Source organism: Microcoleus sp. Pol12B3, assembly GCF_036701355.1.
Classification (GTDB): domain Bacteria; phylum Cyanobacteriota; class Cyanobacteriia; order Cyanobacteriales; family Microcoleaceae; genus Microcoleus.
Window position 1 is genome coordinate 76,800 of the sequence record NZ_JAUBQS010000028.1, and the last position, 16,150, is coordinate 92,949.

At 43.6% G+C, this 16,150-nt stretch carries 9 protein-coding genes; 4 read left to right on the forward strand and 5 right to left on the reverse strand.

From position 1 onward, the window contains the following. Window positions 1-127: 127 nt before the first annotated feature. The gene (locus QUA53_RS16170) at window positions 128-1,321 is read right to left on the reverse strand and encodes an NAD(P)/FAD-dependent oxidoreductase (RefSeq protein WP_333098428.1); all 1,194 of its coding nucleotides are present in this window, start codon (window positions 1,319-1,321) and stop codon (window positions 128-130) included. A gap of 504 nt (window positions 1,322-1,825) precedes the next feature. Between QUA53_RS16170 and QUA53_RS16175 the strand changes: the two genes are divergently transcribed. Beyond that, a complete protein-coding gene (locus QUA53_RS16175) occupies window positions 1,826-4,897 on the forward strand; it encodes a PAS domain S-box protein (RefSeq protein WP_333098431.1) in 3,072 nt (1,023 codons plus the stop codon). 35 nt (window positions 4,898-4,932) lie between these two features. After that, entirely contained in the window at window positions 4,933-5,358 is a 426-nt protein-coding gene (locus QUA53_RS16180) for a DCC1-like thiol-disulfide oxidoreductase family protein (RefSeq protein WP_333098433.1), read from the forward strand. Window positions 5,359-5,408: 50 nt separating this feature from the next. On the opposite strand, the gene QUA53_RS16185 is transcribed toward QUA53_RS16180, so the two are convergent. Both QUA53_RS16185 and QUA53_RS16190 read right to left on the reverse strand, forming a co-directional pair. Beyond that, window positions 5,409-5,825, reverse strand: a complete 417-nt coding sequence (locus QUA53_RS16185; RefSeq protein ID WP_333098435.1) for a hypothetical protein — start codon at window positions 5,823-5,825, stop codon at window positions 5,409-5,411. A 220-nt stretch (window positions 5,826-6,045) separates the two neighbouring features. After that, the gene (locus QUA53_RS16190; RefSeq protein WP_333098437.1) at window positions 6,046-11,499 is read right to left on the reverse strand and encodes an AAA family ATPase; all 5,454 of its coding nucleotides are present in this window, start codon (window positions 11,497-11,499) and stop codon (window positions 6,046-6,048) included. 141 nt (window positions 11,500-11,640) lie between these two features. Here QUA53_RS16190 and QUA53_RS16195 point away from each other — a divergent pair, with 141 nt between their 5' ends. After that, entirely contained in the window at window positions 11,641-11,811 is a 171-nt protein-coding gene (locus QUA53_RS16195; protein ID WP_333248960.1) for a hypothetical protein, read from the forward strand. Here QUA53_RS16195 and QUA53_RS16200 read toward each other — a convergent pair. Further along, entirely contained in the window at window positions 11,801-14,185 is a 2,385-nt protein-coding gene (locus QUA53_RS16200) for a GAF domain-containing protein (protein ID WP_333098440.1), read from the reverse strand. The genes QUA53_RS16195 and QUA53_RS16200 overlap by 11 nt on opposite strands. A 538-nt stretch (window positions 14,186-14,723) precedes the next feature. Between QUA53_RS16200 and QUA53_RS16205 the strand changes: the two genes are divergently transcribed. Next, window positions 14,724-15,506 carry a calcium-binding protein gene (locus QUA53_RS16205; RefSeq protein ID WP_333098442.1) on the forward strand — a complete coding sequence of 261 codons (783 nt, stop codon included), beginning with the start codon at window positions 14,724-14,726 and terminating at the stop codon, window positions 15,504-15,506. Between the two features lie 374 nt (window positions 15,507-15,880). On the opposite strand, the gene QUA53_RS16210 is transcribed toward QUA53_RS16205, so the two are convergent. Continuing rightward, window positions 15,881-16,150, reverse strand: a 270-nt coding sequence (locus QUA53_RS16210) for a hypothetical protein (RefSeq protein WP_333098444.1), incomplete at its 5' end; no start/stop codon positions are given.

Genomic DNA, 16,150 nt, shown 5'->3' on the forward strand with positions numbered 1-16,150 from the left:
GGTTTTTACCAAATATGCGCGTAGTAGTGAAGTATTTTCGTGAAAAACCCGGTTTCGGAACCGCCCTCATAAGTCCTACAATCAATAATAAACCGTCAACTGTAAACAGTTAACAGTCTACAATCAACTAACTTTTAAGCAAATCCTGAATCGGCTTGCTAATCCAATTAAAACCAACTTTTAGTTGATGATCGAAGGTTGGCATCCGATAGAGATAAGCTAAGCGGCGAGCAATGTGGGCTAGTTGTCCGTCGAGTTTAATTCCTAAACCGGCGAGGGTGGCGTTGTCAATGCCTAATGTCATCATTTCTCCTAGCGGCTGATAGCGGAAAGGAAGTAATGGGCGATCGGTGAGGGAGGCCCAAATGTTCCAGGCGGTGTAGTCAGCTTGCTGGAAGGCTGTTTGGGCTGTTCCGGGGACTTTTTGATTAGTTGCATCGTGACATTCCGCTAAGTCTCCCAAGGCAAATATATCTGGATGGTCAATAATTTGCATTTGCGAATTGACTATTAATTGACCGCGGCGGTTTTGTTTGAGGGGTAGCGATCGCACAGCTTGACTAACTTGAGTTCCTACTGTCCACAGCACTATGTCTACGGGCAGAACATCTAATTGTCCTTTGTAAAGTAAGGATATTGTGTCCGCTTCGATCGCCTCTACTTCTGTTTCTAAGTCGATCCACACTTTCCGTTTTTCTAAAGCTTGGCTGGCGGCTTCGCGGTTAAACTCCGGTGATGTCCGCAGAATCATGTCGCTTTGCTCAACTAACCGCACGCGACCTTTGTCTCCGAGTCGATCGGCTAATTTACAAGCTAATTCTACTCCTGAATAACCGGCGCCGACGATCGCCACCCGAATTTTGTCGGTGTTGCTGGCTTCTAAAAACCGCAGTCTTTCTTCTAAGCGGTAGGCGTCGTCGAGAGTGCGGAACGAGTAAGCGTATTCAACCGCACCCTTGACCATATCTAGAGGGGTTTCGCCACCTAAAGCTAAAACCAGGCGATCGCACGGAATTTCTGGCCCGTCGTGCAACTGCACTCGCTTTTCCTCCACATCGATGCCGGAGACAGTACCTTGACAAAAGCGCACGCCTGTGTTTTCCAAGAGTTCGGCAAACGGTGGGGCAATTTCCCAGGTTTGGAGTTCGCCGGTCAGGAGTTCGTACAGCAGGGGAACGAACAAAAATCGATCGCGGCGGTCAACTAGGACAATTTCGGGTTTTTCGGTTTTGGAGAAGGGTAACTGACTCAAGCGCAGGGCTGTGTAGAGTCCGCCGAAGCCTCCGCCGAGAATGCAAATCCGGGGTTGTTGTTGAGTCATGGTGTTTTGTTTGAGGGGCTCACGGTAGCAAGGAAACTTATCTTATTCTAACGAGAGCGGGGAAGGGGGGAGTGGGAGACTGGGAGACTGGGAAAATGGCAAAATCTTCCCTCTTTCCCTAGAACCTCAACATCCATCTGTTGAATCCGTTAAACTCACACCTAGAGCACCATTCTCAATAAGCTTTTTATGAGCGGACTCTTCTGCCCACCCATAAGAAAATGCACTTGTTGTGGAACAGGCCGGAAAGCCTGTTCTTGAGTATGGTGCTCTGGCCGTGAGTTAAATCCATTAAATCCGTTAAACAATGCGTTTCCGAACTGTTTTCTATATCTCTAGCCTTGATTAGCTTTACCTATTACCCGCCCTCAAATTTTCTGAAGGTTCGCAGAACTAATTTTGTACTATATTAGTTTATAACGAATTATTTCGCACATTAAATTCACTTTTTATAGGGTCATCTACTCTACCACTTGCCCCCGCACTCACAAGTGAAAAAAAACCATGCAAATTTCTTCCAATTCTTCTAAATTTAAGAACGGCGATCGTAATAACGAAGACGGCTCATCTTTGTTAAAAAGCGAAGAACGATATAAAAATTTAGTAGCTAATATTCCCGGTGCTGTCTACCGCTGTACCTGCGAGTTGACGGACGACGGGGAATTAACACGGACAATGGCGTTTTTGAGCGAGGCTGTTCATGAAATATCAGGCTATCCCTCTTCTGATTTTATCAACGATCGCGTCCGTTCTTTTGCCAGCATTATCCATCCTCAAGACCGCAAAAATGTGGATTCTGCTGTCAAAAAAAGTGTAGCAACCAGAACTTCGTACATCCTTGAATACCGGATTGTCCGCGCTGACGGCGAAATTAGCTGGGTTTATGAAAAAGGCAAAGCTGTTTGCTGCGAGGCGGAAGAGGCTAGAGGAAAACAAGAGGAACAAGGGGAAATGGAGGGCTTTTTGTCGGCTGTGGTTCCGTCGGTTTCGCCGATCGCAAATTCTCTGTCTGGGGTTGTCTATCTCGACGGAGTGATTTTGGATATTACTGAACGAAAGCGAGCTGAGGAGAACCTGCGAAACACTCAAGATTTTCTGAATGCGGTACTCCAAAATCTGCCGATTAGCGTCTTTATTAAAGATGCTGTAGAGCAAAAATTTATTTATTGGAATACTGCTAGCGAAGAATTGTTTGGCTATTCGAGGGATGAAGTGCTCTTAAACAATGCTGCTGACTTGTTAACCTCAGAGGAAGCAAATTACTTGCAAGCACAAGATTTAGAAGTGCTAGCAACGAGAAAAGGTATCGATTTGCCAGAAGAAACTATCCAACTTCCCCACCGAGGAAAGCGGATTTTGCACACGAAAAAAGTTCCTTTGTTTGACGATTCGGGCGCGCCTAAGTACATTCTGGGTATTGCTGAAGATATTACGGAAAGAAAAAAAAATGAAACCGAATTGTCCCGGTTGGCTATTGTGGCTCAAAAAACGCAAAATGGTGTGATTATTACTGATGCTCAAGGCTGCATTGAATGGGTAAATGAAGGATTTACTCGGATTAGCGGTTATGTGCTGGCAGAAATGCAGGGAAAAAAACCGGGTGATGTACTGCAAGGCTCTCAAACAGACCCGCTAACTATTGCTCAACTGCGATCGGCTTTGGCTGCAGGCGTGCCGTTTAATCAGGAAATCTACAATTACAAAAAGGATGGAAAGGGTTATTGGGTGGCACTTTCGATTGCCCCAATTTATGAAGAAACTGGTGAACTCGAAGGTTTTATTGCGGTGCAAACTGATATTACGGATCGCAAGCAAGCAGAGGAAACACTCAGGCAGAGGGAGAATTATTATCGCTGCATTGTCGAGACGGCTTCGGAGGGTGTTTGGATGTTTGACCGCGAAAGCATCACGACTTTTGCTAACTCTCGGATGGCCGAAATGCTGGGGTATACTGTAGAGGAAATGCAGGGGCGATCGCTATTTGAGTTTATAGACTGCGAGTCTAGGAAAATAGCAGAAAGTTACGTGCAGCGCAGGCGGCAAGGCATTCGCGAACGACACGATTTTAAGTTTACTCGCAAAGACGGATCTCACTTGTGGGCGATCGTGTCGGCGACGCCGATGTTCGATGCGGATGGCGAATTTTCGGGGGTGTTGCGGATGATTACCGATATTAGCGATCGCAAACAAGCCGAAGCAGAATTGCGCCAAACTCTCCAAGAATTAGAATTTGAAAAATTTGCCTTAGATCAATCGGCGATAGTCTCGAATACCGACGAATTCGGAGTCATTACCTATGTCAACGATCAATTTTGCGAACAATTTAAATATTCCCGAGAAGAACTGATCGGCAAAACCCACAGACTTGTCAATTCTGGTTATCACCCAGCAGAGTTTTTTAAGCAGCTTTGGTCAACCATCCGCCAGGGAAAGGTTTGGCGGGGAGAAATGAAAAATCAAGCTAAAGACGGTACATTATTCTGGTTGGATACTACGATTGTACCTTGCTTAAATACCAGCGGAGAACCTCATCAATATGTAGCAATTCGCAAAGATATTACCAAGCGCAAACACGCCGAAGAAGCGGTGCAGCTTTCCGAAAGTCAATTGAGGGCTAAAAATCTAGAATTGGCAAAAGCCCTACGGGACGTGCATAAAACTCAAAGCATGATGGTTCAAAATGAAAAAATGGTAAGTTTGGGGCAATTAGTCGCTGGCGTTGCTCACGAAATCAACAATCCAGTTAGCTTTATTTACGGCAACGTCATGCACGCTGACGATTACTTTAAAGACTTGCTAAAAATGCTGCAACTTTACCAGCAGGAATACCCGAACCCAACACCGGCAATTAAACAAGAGATAGATGATGTAGATTTAAATTTTCTGCTCAAAGATTTGCCTAACTTGTTAAATTCGATGAAAATGGGAGCCGAGCGAATTCGGCAAATTGTGCTGTCATTAAAGAATTTTTCGCGATTAGATGAAGCCGAACAAAAGCAGGTGGATATTCACGAAGGGATTGAAAGCACTTTGTTGATTTTGCAGCACAGGTTGAAAGAAACGGCAGGGCGTCCTAAAATTGTGCTCCTTAAAGAGTTCGGCAATTTGCCCCGCGTACAGTGTTATGCAGGACAGTTGAATCAGGTTTTTATGAATATTATTGGCAATGCAATTGATGCTTTGGAAGAGGCAATGGAGACTGGACACTGGGCAGAGGGACAACTGGCGCCTATTCCTTATTGTCCTTCGCCGACGCTGCGGATTTGTACGGATGTAAAATATGAACAGGATGCTTTGATGCAGGCAGATTCTGCTGTTTCTGAGGATTCAATGCGCCATCCCTCTCATATTGTGATTCGGATTGCTGACAACGGGCCGGGGATTCCGATAGATGTTCACAAAAGGCTGTTCGATCCGTTTTTTACTACGAAAGAACCTGGTAAAGGTACTGGTTTGGGGCTGTCTATCAGCTATCAAATAGTGGTGGAAAAGCACGGCGGGCAGCTTAGATGCGATTCCGCACCGGGTCAAGGCACGGAATTTGCGATCGAGATTCCTGTGGGGAATAGTCAGTAGTCAGTAGTCAACAGTCAACAGTCAACAGTCAACTAATGAAATATAACGTAATTTACGACGGCAATTGCAATCTCTGCGTTACCTTGGTGCAGTTACTAGAAAATTTAGATAAAGGCCAGAATTTTGAGTATATTTCCATGCAAGATCTAGAGGAATTAGAGCGCTTTGGAATAACTTCTGGTGACTGCGAAATGGGGATGATTTTGATAGATGCAGAGAATCCAGAACGTCGCTGGCAGGGCAGCGATGCGGCGGAGGAAATCGGACGGATATTGCCTGCTGGCGAGGTGTTTGTGGCTGCTTATCGGGCAATGCCGGGGATGAAGTGGATGGGCGATCGCGTGTACGAACAAGTCCGCGATAACCGCTATACTTTGTTTGGCAAGCGATCGACTACTTACAAATCTGTTTATCCGGTTGGCTGTAGATCGATCGACAATTGCGATAATAGCAAGGACTAAAGTCCTTACTACAAACAGGTTCGCAGGGAAAACTGAAGTCCTCAAAAAGATTAATTAAACAAATCGAATATCTGCTGGCAAAAGTCTTTGAGTTTTTGCGCCGACTCCACCGCAGGTTCGGTTTGGCCGAGAAAATTCCAATTTTCCACGGTAGAAAAGTGCCACTGCTGACCGCTATGATCGTAACCCGCGGCCTCAACTCCGATCGCCCGCCGATATCCTTCCACCGGATCTTGGTAAAATCGGATTTGAATCAAAATGCTGCGGCTTTGCAATAAGCGGCTTCTACCGGGAAAATGGAAGCCAATGTCGATCGAATCTGGATCTACAAGTTCTCTGGTATCGTGGTCATTCATCCAAGGTTTCAAATCGACTTTTGCATCCGGGAATTCGGACTTGAATAAATTAACAACCGCAGCAATTTTGCTGGCAACTTCTATATTTTTGGCTTGTTCGGCAGCGTTCACTTGAAAAACTCCTATCAAATACAGTTATTACATGATTTAGCTAACAATGTAACTGCATACTGCCTGCTTTAAACAGTGAACTGTGGACTATTTGATAGATATTTAGGAATTGACAAATTTCCAATTGTGTGTTAAGCACAAGTCATACCATTTGAGATTTGAGATGTGAGATTAAACAATTGGCAATGACTGATTGCGTAAGTGTGGTGAATAAATTTTATCAAAGCGGCAGGGCGATCGCAAATTCCGTACCTTCTCCCAGCACCGATTCGCAAGTTAATTTACCGCCGTGGGTTTCTTCCACAATTTGCCTGCTGATAGACAACCCCAAACCCGTACCTTTCCCTACTCCTTTGGTAGTAAATAAATGGTCAAATATTTTCGACTTGACCTCCGGTGACATCCCTTGACCGTTATCTTTGATTTTAATCACCACGCTGTTACTATCCTCGGAGACTTGAGTGATAATGGCGATCGTATTCGGTAAAGCTGCAATTTCAGCGTAAGTGCGGCCCTGATTGGATTCCTCAAAACAGTCGATCGCATTTGCCAGCAAATTCATAAATACCTGATTCAGTTGCCCAAAATAACATTTAACTGGCGGGATATCTCCGTATTCTTTGATAATCTTAATCGTAGGGCGAGTATCTTTAGCTTTCAGGCGATACTGTAAAATCATCAAAGTGCTGTCGATGCCCTCATGAATATTTGCTGACACTTTATTCGCACTGTCAGCGCGGGAAAAAGTCCGCAAAGACTTGCTAATATTGCGGATGCGCTCTGTACCTGATTTCATAGATAAAAGCATTTTCGGCAAATCTTCCATCAAATATTCTAAATCAATCTCCGATGCTTTATCCTCTAATTCATCTCCAGGATTAGGAAATTTTTCTTGGTAAAGTTGCAAGTAATCAATCAAATCTAAGCTACCCTCAGCAGCAGCATCAAGATTGCCCGCAATAAAACCAAGCGGATTATTAATTTCGTGAGCAACCCCTGCAATCAAGTTGCCGAGAGCAGACATTTTTTCGCTTTGAATAAGTTGCAGTTGCGCCTGTTGCAATTCATTGAAAGATTTTTCTAACTGTTGAGATTTTTCTTTCTCACGCGCGTACAAACCAGCATTTTCTACAGCAATAGCAACTTGAGAAATTAACACTTTGAATACTTCTACTCTCTCTGCTGTAAAAGCTCCTAATGTCAAAGCATTTTCTAAATAAATTATTCCGCGCCGCTGAGATTGATAAATAATCGGCAAACAGAGAATTGATTTTGGTTGATATTTCTGAATGTAGGGATCTACCTTAAAAGGTTCAGCGACAGTGGCATTGTCTAAAACCAGATGCTTTTGACTGCGGTGTACGTAATTAATCACAGACAGTGGTACATCTTGACAATTTTCTACGGGAATAGACGGTAAAAGTGTCACTTTATCCTCCGCAAAAGTGCCAGTAGCTTCTATGCAGAGGATATCGTTTTTCAGCAGCAGCAGCACTACTTTTTGAGCCGCCGCATTTTCTAAAATAATTTTGATTAATTTGGTCAACAATTTTTCTAGAACAATTTCACCGTTAATGGCTTGCGCCGACTTAATAAAAGTAGCTAAGTCTAATAAATCGCCTAAACTACTACTGGTAGTATTTCCCGTGGTTGTGCGAGTTACATCGAGGGTTGGGGTGTAAATTATGCGCGTCTGTGCTGCTAAGAAAGGATGTGTTAATTCCAAGTGTTTAACTTTAGCTGTTGCTCCCCAATGGATATATCCATAATAGGCTTTAGTCAGATATGCTTGAGAAACTATCTCTTTACCCAAAGCTTGATAAAATTCTCCTGCTAATTCATAGGCTAATGCTTCCTCTTGAATATAACTATTTTTGGCAGCTCCATCAATTGCGCGATCGTACAATTCCATTGCTTCGATATTTTTCCCCAACACTCGCGCTTTCTCGGCTGCTACCAAGTCGTATTTGTGTTGATAATTCATCGGAGCATGAACTGCCCATTTTTTCATCTTCTTTTGGTTGTGCAGCACTTTTTTCAGATATTGTTTTTGTTCCCCTTTGCGAGTTGCTGGATACAAAGCGAGGAGACTGAGAGAAAAGTAAAAATTATTCACGGCAACTACATAAAGTCCGGATGCGGCTTCTGCGTATTTCTCAAATAAGCTTGTATTTTCCCAGGCTTCCGCGTAGTTTCGGAAGAGAAAATTAAGCATAGTTTTGGCATTGTAGACCAAACAAACTACCATAAAGCTTTTAGCTTCTATTAAAATTGGGAGGGTTTTGAATTCATTAAAGCTCTCCCCAACTAAATTACATGGTTCGACAGTTGTGCTACACAAATTGAGGGCTGTCTGTCTCTCTACACTTATATACTGTACAGCCATTTCTAGTTGAGATTGCTGCATTAATTTCACATACTTATCAGTCTCCTGTTCAACCAGATCGAGACGCTCTCCCATCGACAGTTTATAAGTACAATATATATTAATAGAATAAGCAGCATATTCTAACTCTCCAGTTTCCATCCCGGTTTGAAAACCTTCCTTAATATCGCCTAATCCTGACTTGAGATCGGTTTTCCATTGTTGAATAAAAGAACCAAAGACTGCATAAACTCTACTTTTGATTGAACGGGATGGAAATTTGCCTAACAGCCTAATTGCCAGTTGGCCGAATTGGTATGCCAAACTAATGTCCCCTAGTCTGCACAGAATTACGCCATAATAAACGTAGGCAATACTTGCATAAGGCGAATTGCCATATTTAATGCACAGCTTGACCATCCTAAAGGTAAGCAGCGGTACCAGTAGGGGTTTAGCCTGAATAGCACTGCTGAGAATCCTTGATAAAATTCCCATGGCTGCTTTTTTGTCGGGATCTGTCATTTCGGGCAAGTTAGCTAAATCCTCAATTCGTTTTAATCCCAAGCTCAGTTTTGTATTAATCAGTCCCGCCACAATATTTAGCGCCTTGGGATTTTGAGGAAAAGAAATGCCTAACAGTTTCAGGACTTCCAGTCCTGTATTGAGAGCTTCTAACGGTCTATTCTGAGCATTATAAGACTGGATTTGAAGTTCATAAACATTCACTTTTTCCAGTAAATTATTAGATTTATTGATTACGATATCAACCAATTTTTTTGATTTTTCATAGTTAATGTTTAAGTATTCAGCTTCTGCCGTTGACTCGTAAATTGCTAACGTTAATTCATAGTGACTTTGCCAACAATCCGCAGGCAATAACTCCATAGCAACCCGCAAATACCTAACGGCAGCTTCATAAGCAGTCGCCGCTTTTGCCTTGCGTCCAGCAGTTAAATTTAATTGTGCCAACTGAGTTTTTTCTGACTGTTGGCTAATCGTGTCAATTCCGACATTCAATTGATTGACGATATCAAAGATGTTTTCTTCTAGCTTGTCTGGTAGAGTATTTTTTAACAGTAATTGACCGATTTTTAAATGGGTGGATTGCTTTTGATCTTCGGGAATTAGCGAATAGGCGGCTTGCTGAACGCGATCGTGCAAAAATTTGTAACTAACGCGCGAAGTATCTAAATTGAGATTGATTGATTCGGCTCGATCGAAAACTAAAGGAATACGATAGGCATCGTTCAAGGGCAGAATTAACCCGGCTTGCAAAGCTGAATAAAGTTCAGTAGCTGTAGTATTAGCTGACTCTTCGCTGACAAGTGACAGCACATCTAGAGCAAATTTATCTCCCACGCAAGCTGCTAGCTTCAACACTTCTTGCGTGGGTGCGGGCAGCTTTTCAATGCGAGAAGCTACCAGTTCCACTACACTTTTATCGGTGATTCCAATGGCTTGGATTTCATTGATACTCCAATACCAGCCACTTTGACTTCCCTCATTTGTAATTTGATTAAATTCAAACTTTAAAAGAGAGTCTTGATAAAGTGCTTGAAGTAATTGGGTCAAGAAAAAAGGATTGCCACCCGTTTTATTCCCGATTAACTCGGCTAAATTTGTTACTTTTTCTGTGCAACTGTTAAGTGTTTCAGTGACTAATTCTGTCACATTGGCTAAATCCAGCGGCTGCAACACGATATTGTTGACTATTGTACCAGTTTTTTCAATTTCTTCTACAGTCTGAATTAAGGGGTGGCTCGGACTAACTTCATTGTCTCGATAGGCACCGATTAGCAACAAATATTCTTGATCTGGGTCAGTTATCAGTATTTGCATCAACTTTAATGTTGCTGAATCTGCCCACTGCAAATCGTCTAAAAAGATAACTAGGGGGTGTTCTTTTTGGGTGAAAACACGAATAAATTCTTTGAATACCTGATTGAAGCGATTTTGGGATTCTACAGGGGCGAGTTCTGGGACTTCTGGCTGTTTGCCGATGATTAATTCAACTTTGGGAATTACGTCGGCAATTACTTTGCCGTCTGTTCCCACTGCTGTTAAAATTTTAGTGCGCCATATTTCTAATGAAAGTGAAGTTTCTGTTAGCAATTGTCGCAGCAAGGAGTTAAATGCTTGGATTAATGAGGCATAAGGAATGTTGCGTTTTAATTGGTCAAATTTGCCGCTGATGAAGTAACCTTTGGATCTGGTAATTGGTTTGCTAACTTCGTTGACTACGGCTGATTTACCGATACCGGAGTAGCCTGATACTAGCATTAATTCGCTGCTTCCTGACGGGGGCTGGTTTTGGTCTAAGGTTGCTGGTTTTCCTAAAAAATTGTTAGCTAAGCCCCCTCTTACACGTTCAAATGCTGCTAGCAATTCATTAACCTGATTTTCCCGACCGTACAATTTTTGGGGTATTAACAATTGGCTGAGAATATCTAAGCGTCCGGGGAGAAAGTCGGCAATTTGTCCTGTGGTTTCTAACTGATGCAAACAAATTTCTAAGTCTGCTAACAATCCGGCAGCACTTTGATATCTATCTTCAGCATTCTTTGCCATCAATTTCATCACTATCTCTGAGATGGCTACAGGTATTTCTGAATTGATTTGATGGGGATATATTGGTTGAACTGCGATGTGGCTGTAAACTATTTCTAAGGGGTCGTTGCTGGGGAAAGGCAATTTGCCTGTCAGCATTTCATAGAATGTGATACCAAAGGAATAAAAATCTGTCCGGTAGTCGAGGGTTCGGTTCATTCTCCCGGTTTGTTCGGGTGACATATAGGCTAATGTGCCTTCGACTGAGTTGGGATTGTTAAATTGCGGATTTTCTTTGTTGAGTGTTGTAGCAATACCGAAGTCTGTGAGTTTTACTTGTTTTGTTTGCGAGTTAATTATGATGTTGCTGGGTTTGATGTCTTTGTGAATAATGTGCTGAAAATGCAGGTACTGTAAGGCTTTGACAATTTGGATGGCGATGTTTAAATTTGCTTGCAGGCTCAAGGTTTCTCTTTCCAGCAGTTTTGCGAGGGATTCGCCACCAAAGTCTTCTAAAACGATTCCTAATCCGTGGTCAAATGTTTCAAGACTGATGGCTTTGACGATTTGTTCGCTGTCTAAATTTTGGCGGATTTGATATTCGTGTTTGAGCCTGGTAATGGCTTCGAGGGTGGGATATTCAGCTTTGAGGACTTTCAGAATTGCTGGGGCAGCTTCTGTCGGTGTTTGTCCGCGATAGACTATTGTTTCGACGCCTTCGTGCAGAGTAGAATTTATTTGGTATTCGGATAAGGTTAACATCACTTAATTTAGAAATTACAGGAGCTAATAATTATTAGATTAACACTACTTGATATTAATTTTGTGTGATTGTGAGCGTGTATTTTGCAAGTCCCAATCACCCGAAATATACACTAAGTGAAAATGTGGGCTTGCTCGTTGGTGTCAACAAACATCTTAAATGTAATCTCGGTCTTGTGTTTGAGTCCCGAATGCTTTCGTTCCACCGTTTTTCCGGGGATGGGAGCGATCGCACTGGGTCTCAAACAGCAGGAGATGGGAGCGATCGCACTGCGCCTCAAACAGGCAATTAAACGGGTTCTCAATCGCTGACTACCGTAACTTCACAAATAATAGTAGAAATAGATTCCGGTTCAGGCAAAATACGCACGCGGGCGAATTTTAAACCGCTGACTCCTTGTTGTGATTCTACCATGCCCGTCTGAACTTTGGACTCTACCCAACCTTCGCGAGACAAGTACCGCAAGTATTGCTGATATTCTTCCCACTCCTCCTCGGTGGAATAAACAACAGTCAACATCCCTGACTGGGTAATTCGCTCTTGTGCATCTTTGTCCACGGCTTTTTCAATCCGCTTTTTGACAAGTTCGTAGCGGATGTCGCGAGTGCCTTTGACATCAAACATTTTTTCGGTATTTTCGTTGTGAAAAATGTCGATCGTGGTATTCTGCACTAAGACTAAATGTGCGAGTTCCATGTTAATTTGAGACTCGGCTTGCAGGCGAAAAACAGTGCGACCGCAGTCGCAAATTGCTCGCAGTTGTTCGTACCGCAAACTGTGCAGGTGAAACTGGCTAAATTTGGGGTCGATCGATTTTCCTACATAAATCATGTGATCCATGCCATCGGTGCATTCGATGTCGCAGTAGTGGGGCAAAATTTGCTGCATTTTTTCTTGCCAGCGGGCCCAAGTTTCTTGGAGTTTGGTGCTGATTAAGTTCAGCATTTGGTCGTAGCGATTGCGATCGCTGTAAACGCAGTTATGTTCATTTTCACAGGCTGCTTGGTAAGCTTCAACGGCTTCCTGAACCTTGGATCCGCACTGCACAAAATAGTCAAAATATACTTCTAAATGCTCGTTTAAATACTCGGCGGCTCGCACCTCCATATCAACTGTTACTTTTTGTTTTAAATGCTGGATGTAGTCGAGCAAGTCGAGCCGCAGTTGCTCTCCGAGGTGGGTAGTTTGTGTTTCGCAAACGGCATCAACTATGACTAAACCTAAGCGGAATTGTTCCAGCAAATCTGTTTGAATGGCTCGGTTTCTTTCGTCGCTAGAACCGCGAATGTCCGAAATTCCGTACAGCGGATGAACATCAGCAAATACGATTGTTTCTGGAGGTAGTCCCCAACTTCGCCTTTCTGCTTCTTGGGCGAACCGCCACTCAACTGCGGGGTGGATGTTGTGAATGTGGGTAAACCTTTCCTGGATGGCTTGCCGCAGGGCTGCAATGAAGGCGGGAATGAGCTCTTGGGCGTGTTGAGCGTCAATGCCGTTGAAGTGGTTTGGCCGATCGCACAACAGCCCCACGACTCCCAAAATCCGCTGCCCGCACCCCTCGCGGGTGACGGATTTGACTACCAGGGGCACCAGCAGCATCGATCGAGTTCCCATTCTCCGCAAAGTTCGATCGCACTCGGTTTCGCACTCCCTACGCAAGTCTGGCACGTTCCAAACTTGATTTGCTGCTGTGGCCTTCAAAAAGTGAGAAGCTTCTAGGGAGTGCATTGAATAAAGAATCGGCTGCAAATGTTGGCCGTCTTTTGCAACTAATAGCTGTACCTGATCGCCGTCGGGGCGCAGCAGCAAAGTGCCGTCAGCATTGAAGAGCGATCGCAAACACCGATCGATTTTCTCAAATTTGTCTGGCCGCAGCATCGAATCTCGATCGATCAATAGCTGAGTCAGCCGCCGAATTTGCTCCTGTACGGTGACATCAAAACCTTCTAGCAGCAGCAAACCTTCTACGCGATAATTATCCAACTGCAATCGATCGGCTAAATTTTCCAGTTGATTCGGCTGCATCAGCCAAGCTTCCCGTTCCGCACCAGGCATTAATCTTAAAGAAACATCCGCAAATTCATCTATTTTTGAGTCAATTCGAGTAATTTTTAACTGTTCCGAACCCAGCCAAAATTCAATGAATCTGGGTTCTCGGTGTTTGGGGTTTTTTACACTCGCCGTGACAGGTTCTTCTAGCACCCGCAAACCGTCGATGTCAATTTGATAATATTGCTTAAATACCCAGTGCAAAAGATGGCGGTGGTACAACTGTTCTACTGTTTTGCCGTCCCCATCCTCGAACAGTTGCAGCAGAGTGATGTCGGTTTCTGCAAACAAACCGTTGGTAGATTGAGTTGCCAAGGACGTTTCCTCCCAACCGGCCAAGCGGCAAAATGCTGCGTTAGCGTACCGCAGGGCAAAAGTTCCCGGTTGCATTACTGCGATTAAAACGCGGCGGTCGCCGAGAAATTGAAACAGTCGCTGTAAATCTTGTTTCCACGTTTTCAAGGGTTCAATTTCAGAAGATTGACTGGGTACTTGACCCGCCAAAGCTTCCAGTAGCTGTTCTATACTTGGTTCGCTGGGCAGATTGTTACTGTCTTGCTTTGTTGGGACGATATCTGTCGCTGGCGATTTTACGGAGTTGTTGTTTTGATGGGAAGACGATTTAGGAGTAGACATGAGTAAAACACCTGAAAGCAGTGGATTTTGCCAAAAAATGTCAGCGATCGGCGATTATGGCTTTGTAAAGAGCTTAGATCCTGTGTGTAAAGTTTGTGTATGGGTCTCGGAAACTGGGTTTTTTCTCGGACGATGGGCCCAGGGACTTTTACTTTTATTCACAAACAACCTCTCAGTCTCGACGTTATAGGTGATATTAACGTGTTTACCGCCTGGGGGGTAACACCCATTATAAGCGGTACGCAGTAGCGGATAGTGTCAGCAACTAATGCTATTTGACTCTGATGCGAGATCTATAGCAGGTTTGGGTTGAATGAAGCACAGCCCTGGTAATTGGGAATTGGGAATTGGGAATTGATAACTTATACGCTCGCGTAGGCGAAGTATTGGTAATTGTAATTGACTATAGACCAGCAGGTTGCTGGTCATTAATTGAGAAAATAAAAGTTGCCACCCAAATTCAAACATCCTTGCTATTTGGCTAGGGAATAATTAAAATGTATAATACAGCTAACAGGATTTTTTAAAGGACATAGTTATGGCTTTAACGGTTAACAATCTTATCAGCAATGTGGCGGGATTTCCTGTATTTGCTGGCGGCGGGCCACGTCTTTTGGCATTCGCTACACCCGATGAGATTAACGTAGGGAATGGAAATTTGTCCTCTTTTCCCTGGGGAGTTTGGGGACTTGATGGCAACGATACTATAGGAGGTTCATCGGATTCCAACGAACGTCTGTTAGGAAATAATGGCAATGATATTATCGGTGGTGGCGGCGGAAATGACATCATTTACGGCGGGAAAGATGACGATCGCCTGGATGGAAATGATGGCAACGACGTAGTTAGGGGCGACGCCGGAAATGACCTGATCTTCGGAGGGTTCGGGAACGATATCCTGCGGGGAGGGCAAGGAGACGACGATTTAGAAGGCAATGAAGGCGACGATTTCTTAGCAGGCGATCGGGGAGTTGACGTACTCACGGGAGGCCTCGGTGGTGATATATTCGTGCTCAGAAGCAACGATGAAGCATTTGGTATAAATGGAGCAGATGTCATTACCGATTTTAACTTTGACGAGGGCGATCGCATCGGTTTGACGGACGGTTTAACAGAACTAGACCTTTTCTTTGAAGACAACAATTTGATTGCTTACGATAATGACGGAATTATCAACGACATGGTGATTGAGAACATAATTACCGGACAGATTGTCGGGATAGTTTTAAATACCAACAGCTTTGAACTTACTGGTGCATTTGAACAAGCGAGTCCGTTTGCATTGGCAGTTAACGGTTCTCAATTCCAGTTTTTAGCTTAGTTATGTGTAGGGAATTAGACGAGCGATCGGGCTAGTTCTGGGTAGGGAAACAGCAGTGCCGTTTCCCTACAGATAGCGGGCAGGCTATCTATACGCCACCGTACTTTGCAGCATTGATATTACAACATTTATCCCGTTAGAGATTTTTTAGCCTCATCTAAAAGTAGAAATTTAAAATCGGGGAAAGTAAATACAGCACTTGCCGATTTTATGAGATTCAATGAAGTGAAAAGCACCTGATAGCTAAAGCTCATGAAATCCTATTATTGAGACCTCCGCTCAAAAATAGTGACAGCGCATTTGGCAGAGAAGATGTCAAGCGAGAAAAGTAGCTGCCCGCTTAGACGTTACTAAAAGTCTAGTTCAAAAACTGGTCAAGCAACAACAAACTGAGGAAAATTTACCTCCCAAACAGAGGGGAAAACCCTGACGGGGTGACAACCGCGTCGAAAGCATTCCCTGTAGAGCTTTGGGACGTTTTGTGGTAAAAAAAGATGGGGTCGTGATTGTAAAAAAGCCCCATCTGTTAAATATGTTTCCTTTATTTTACCAAATCCACCTACAACAACAACTAAAAGCCACCGAATATCTGACTCTAAAGATTTTGGTATATCTGGTTGCTTGCCATAAACAAGTAAGCCTGG

Bases quoted from the DNA above. Each gene is read 5' to 3' on its own strand.
- QUA53_RS16170 (WP_333098428.1), bottom strand. From the start codon at position 1,321: ATGACTCAACAACAACCCCGGATTTGCATTCTCGGCGGAGGCTTCGGC.
- QUA53_RS16190 (WP_333098437.1), bottom strand. From the start codon at position 11,499: ATGTTAACCTTATCCGAATACCAAATAAATTCTACTCTGCACGAAGGC.
- QUA53_RS16175 (WP_333098431.1), top strand. From the start codon at position 1,826: ATGCAAATTTCTTCCAATTCTTCTAAATTTAAGAACGGCGATCGTAAT.
- QUA53_RS16180 (WP_333098433.1), top strand. From the start codon at position 4,933: ATGAAATATAACGTAATTTACGACGGCAATTGCAATCTCTGCGTTACC.
- QUA53_RS16205 (WP_333098442.1), top strand. From the start codon at position 14,724: ATGGCTTTAACGGTTAACAATCTTATCAGCAATGTGGCGGGATTTCCT.
- QUA53_RS16200 (WP_333098440.1), bottom strand. From the start codon at position 14,185: ATGTCTACTCCTAAATCGTCTTCCCATCAAAACAACAACTCCGTAAAA.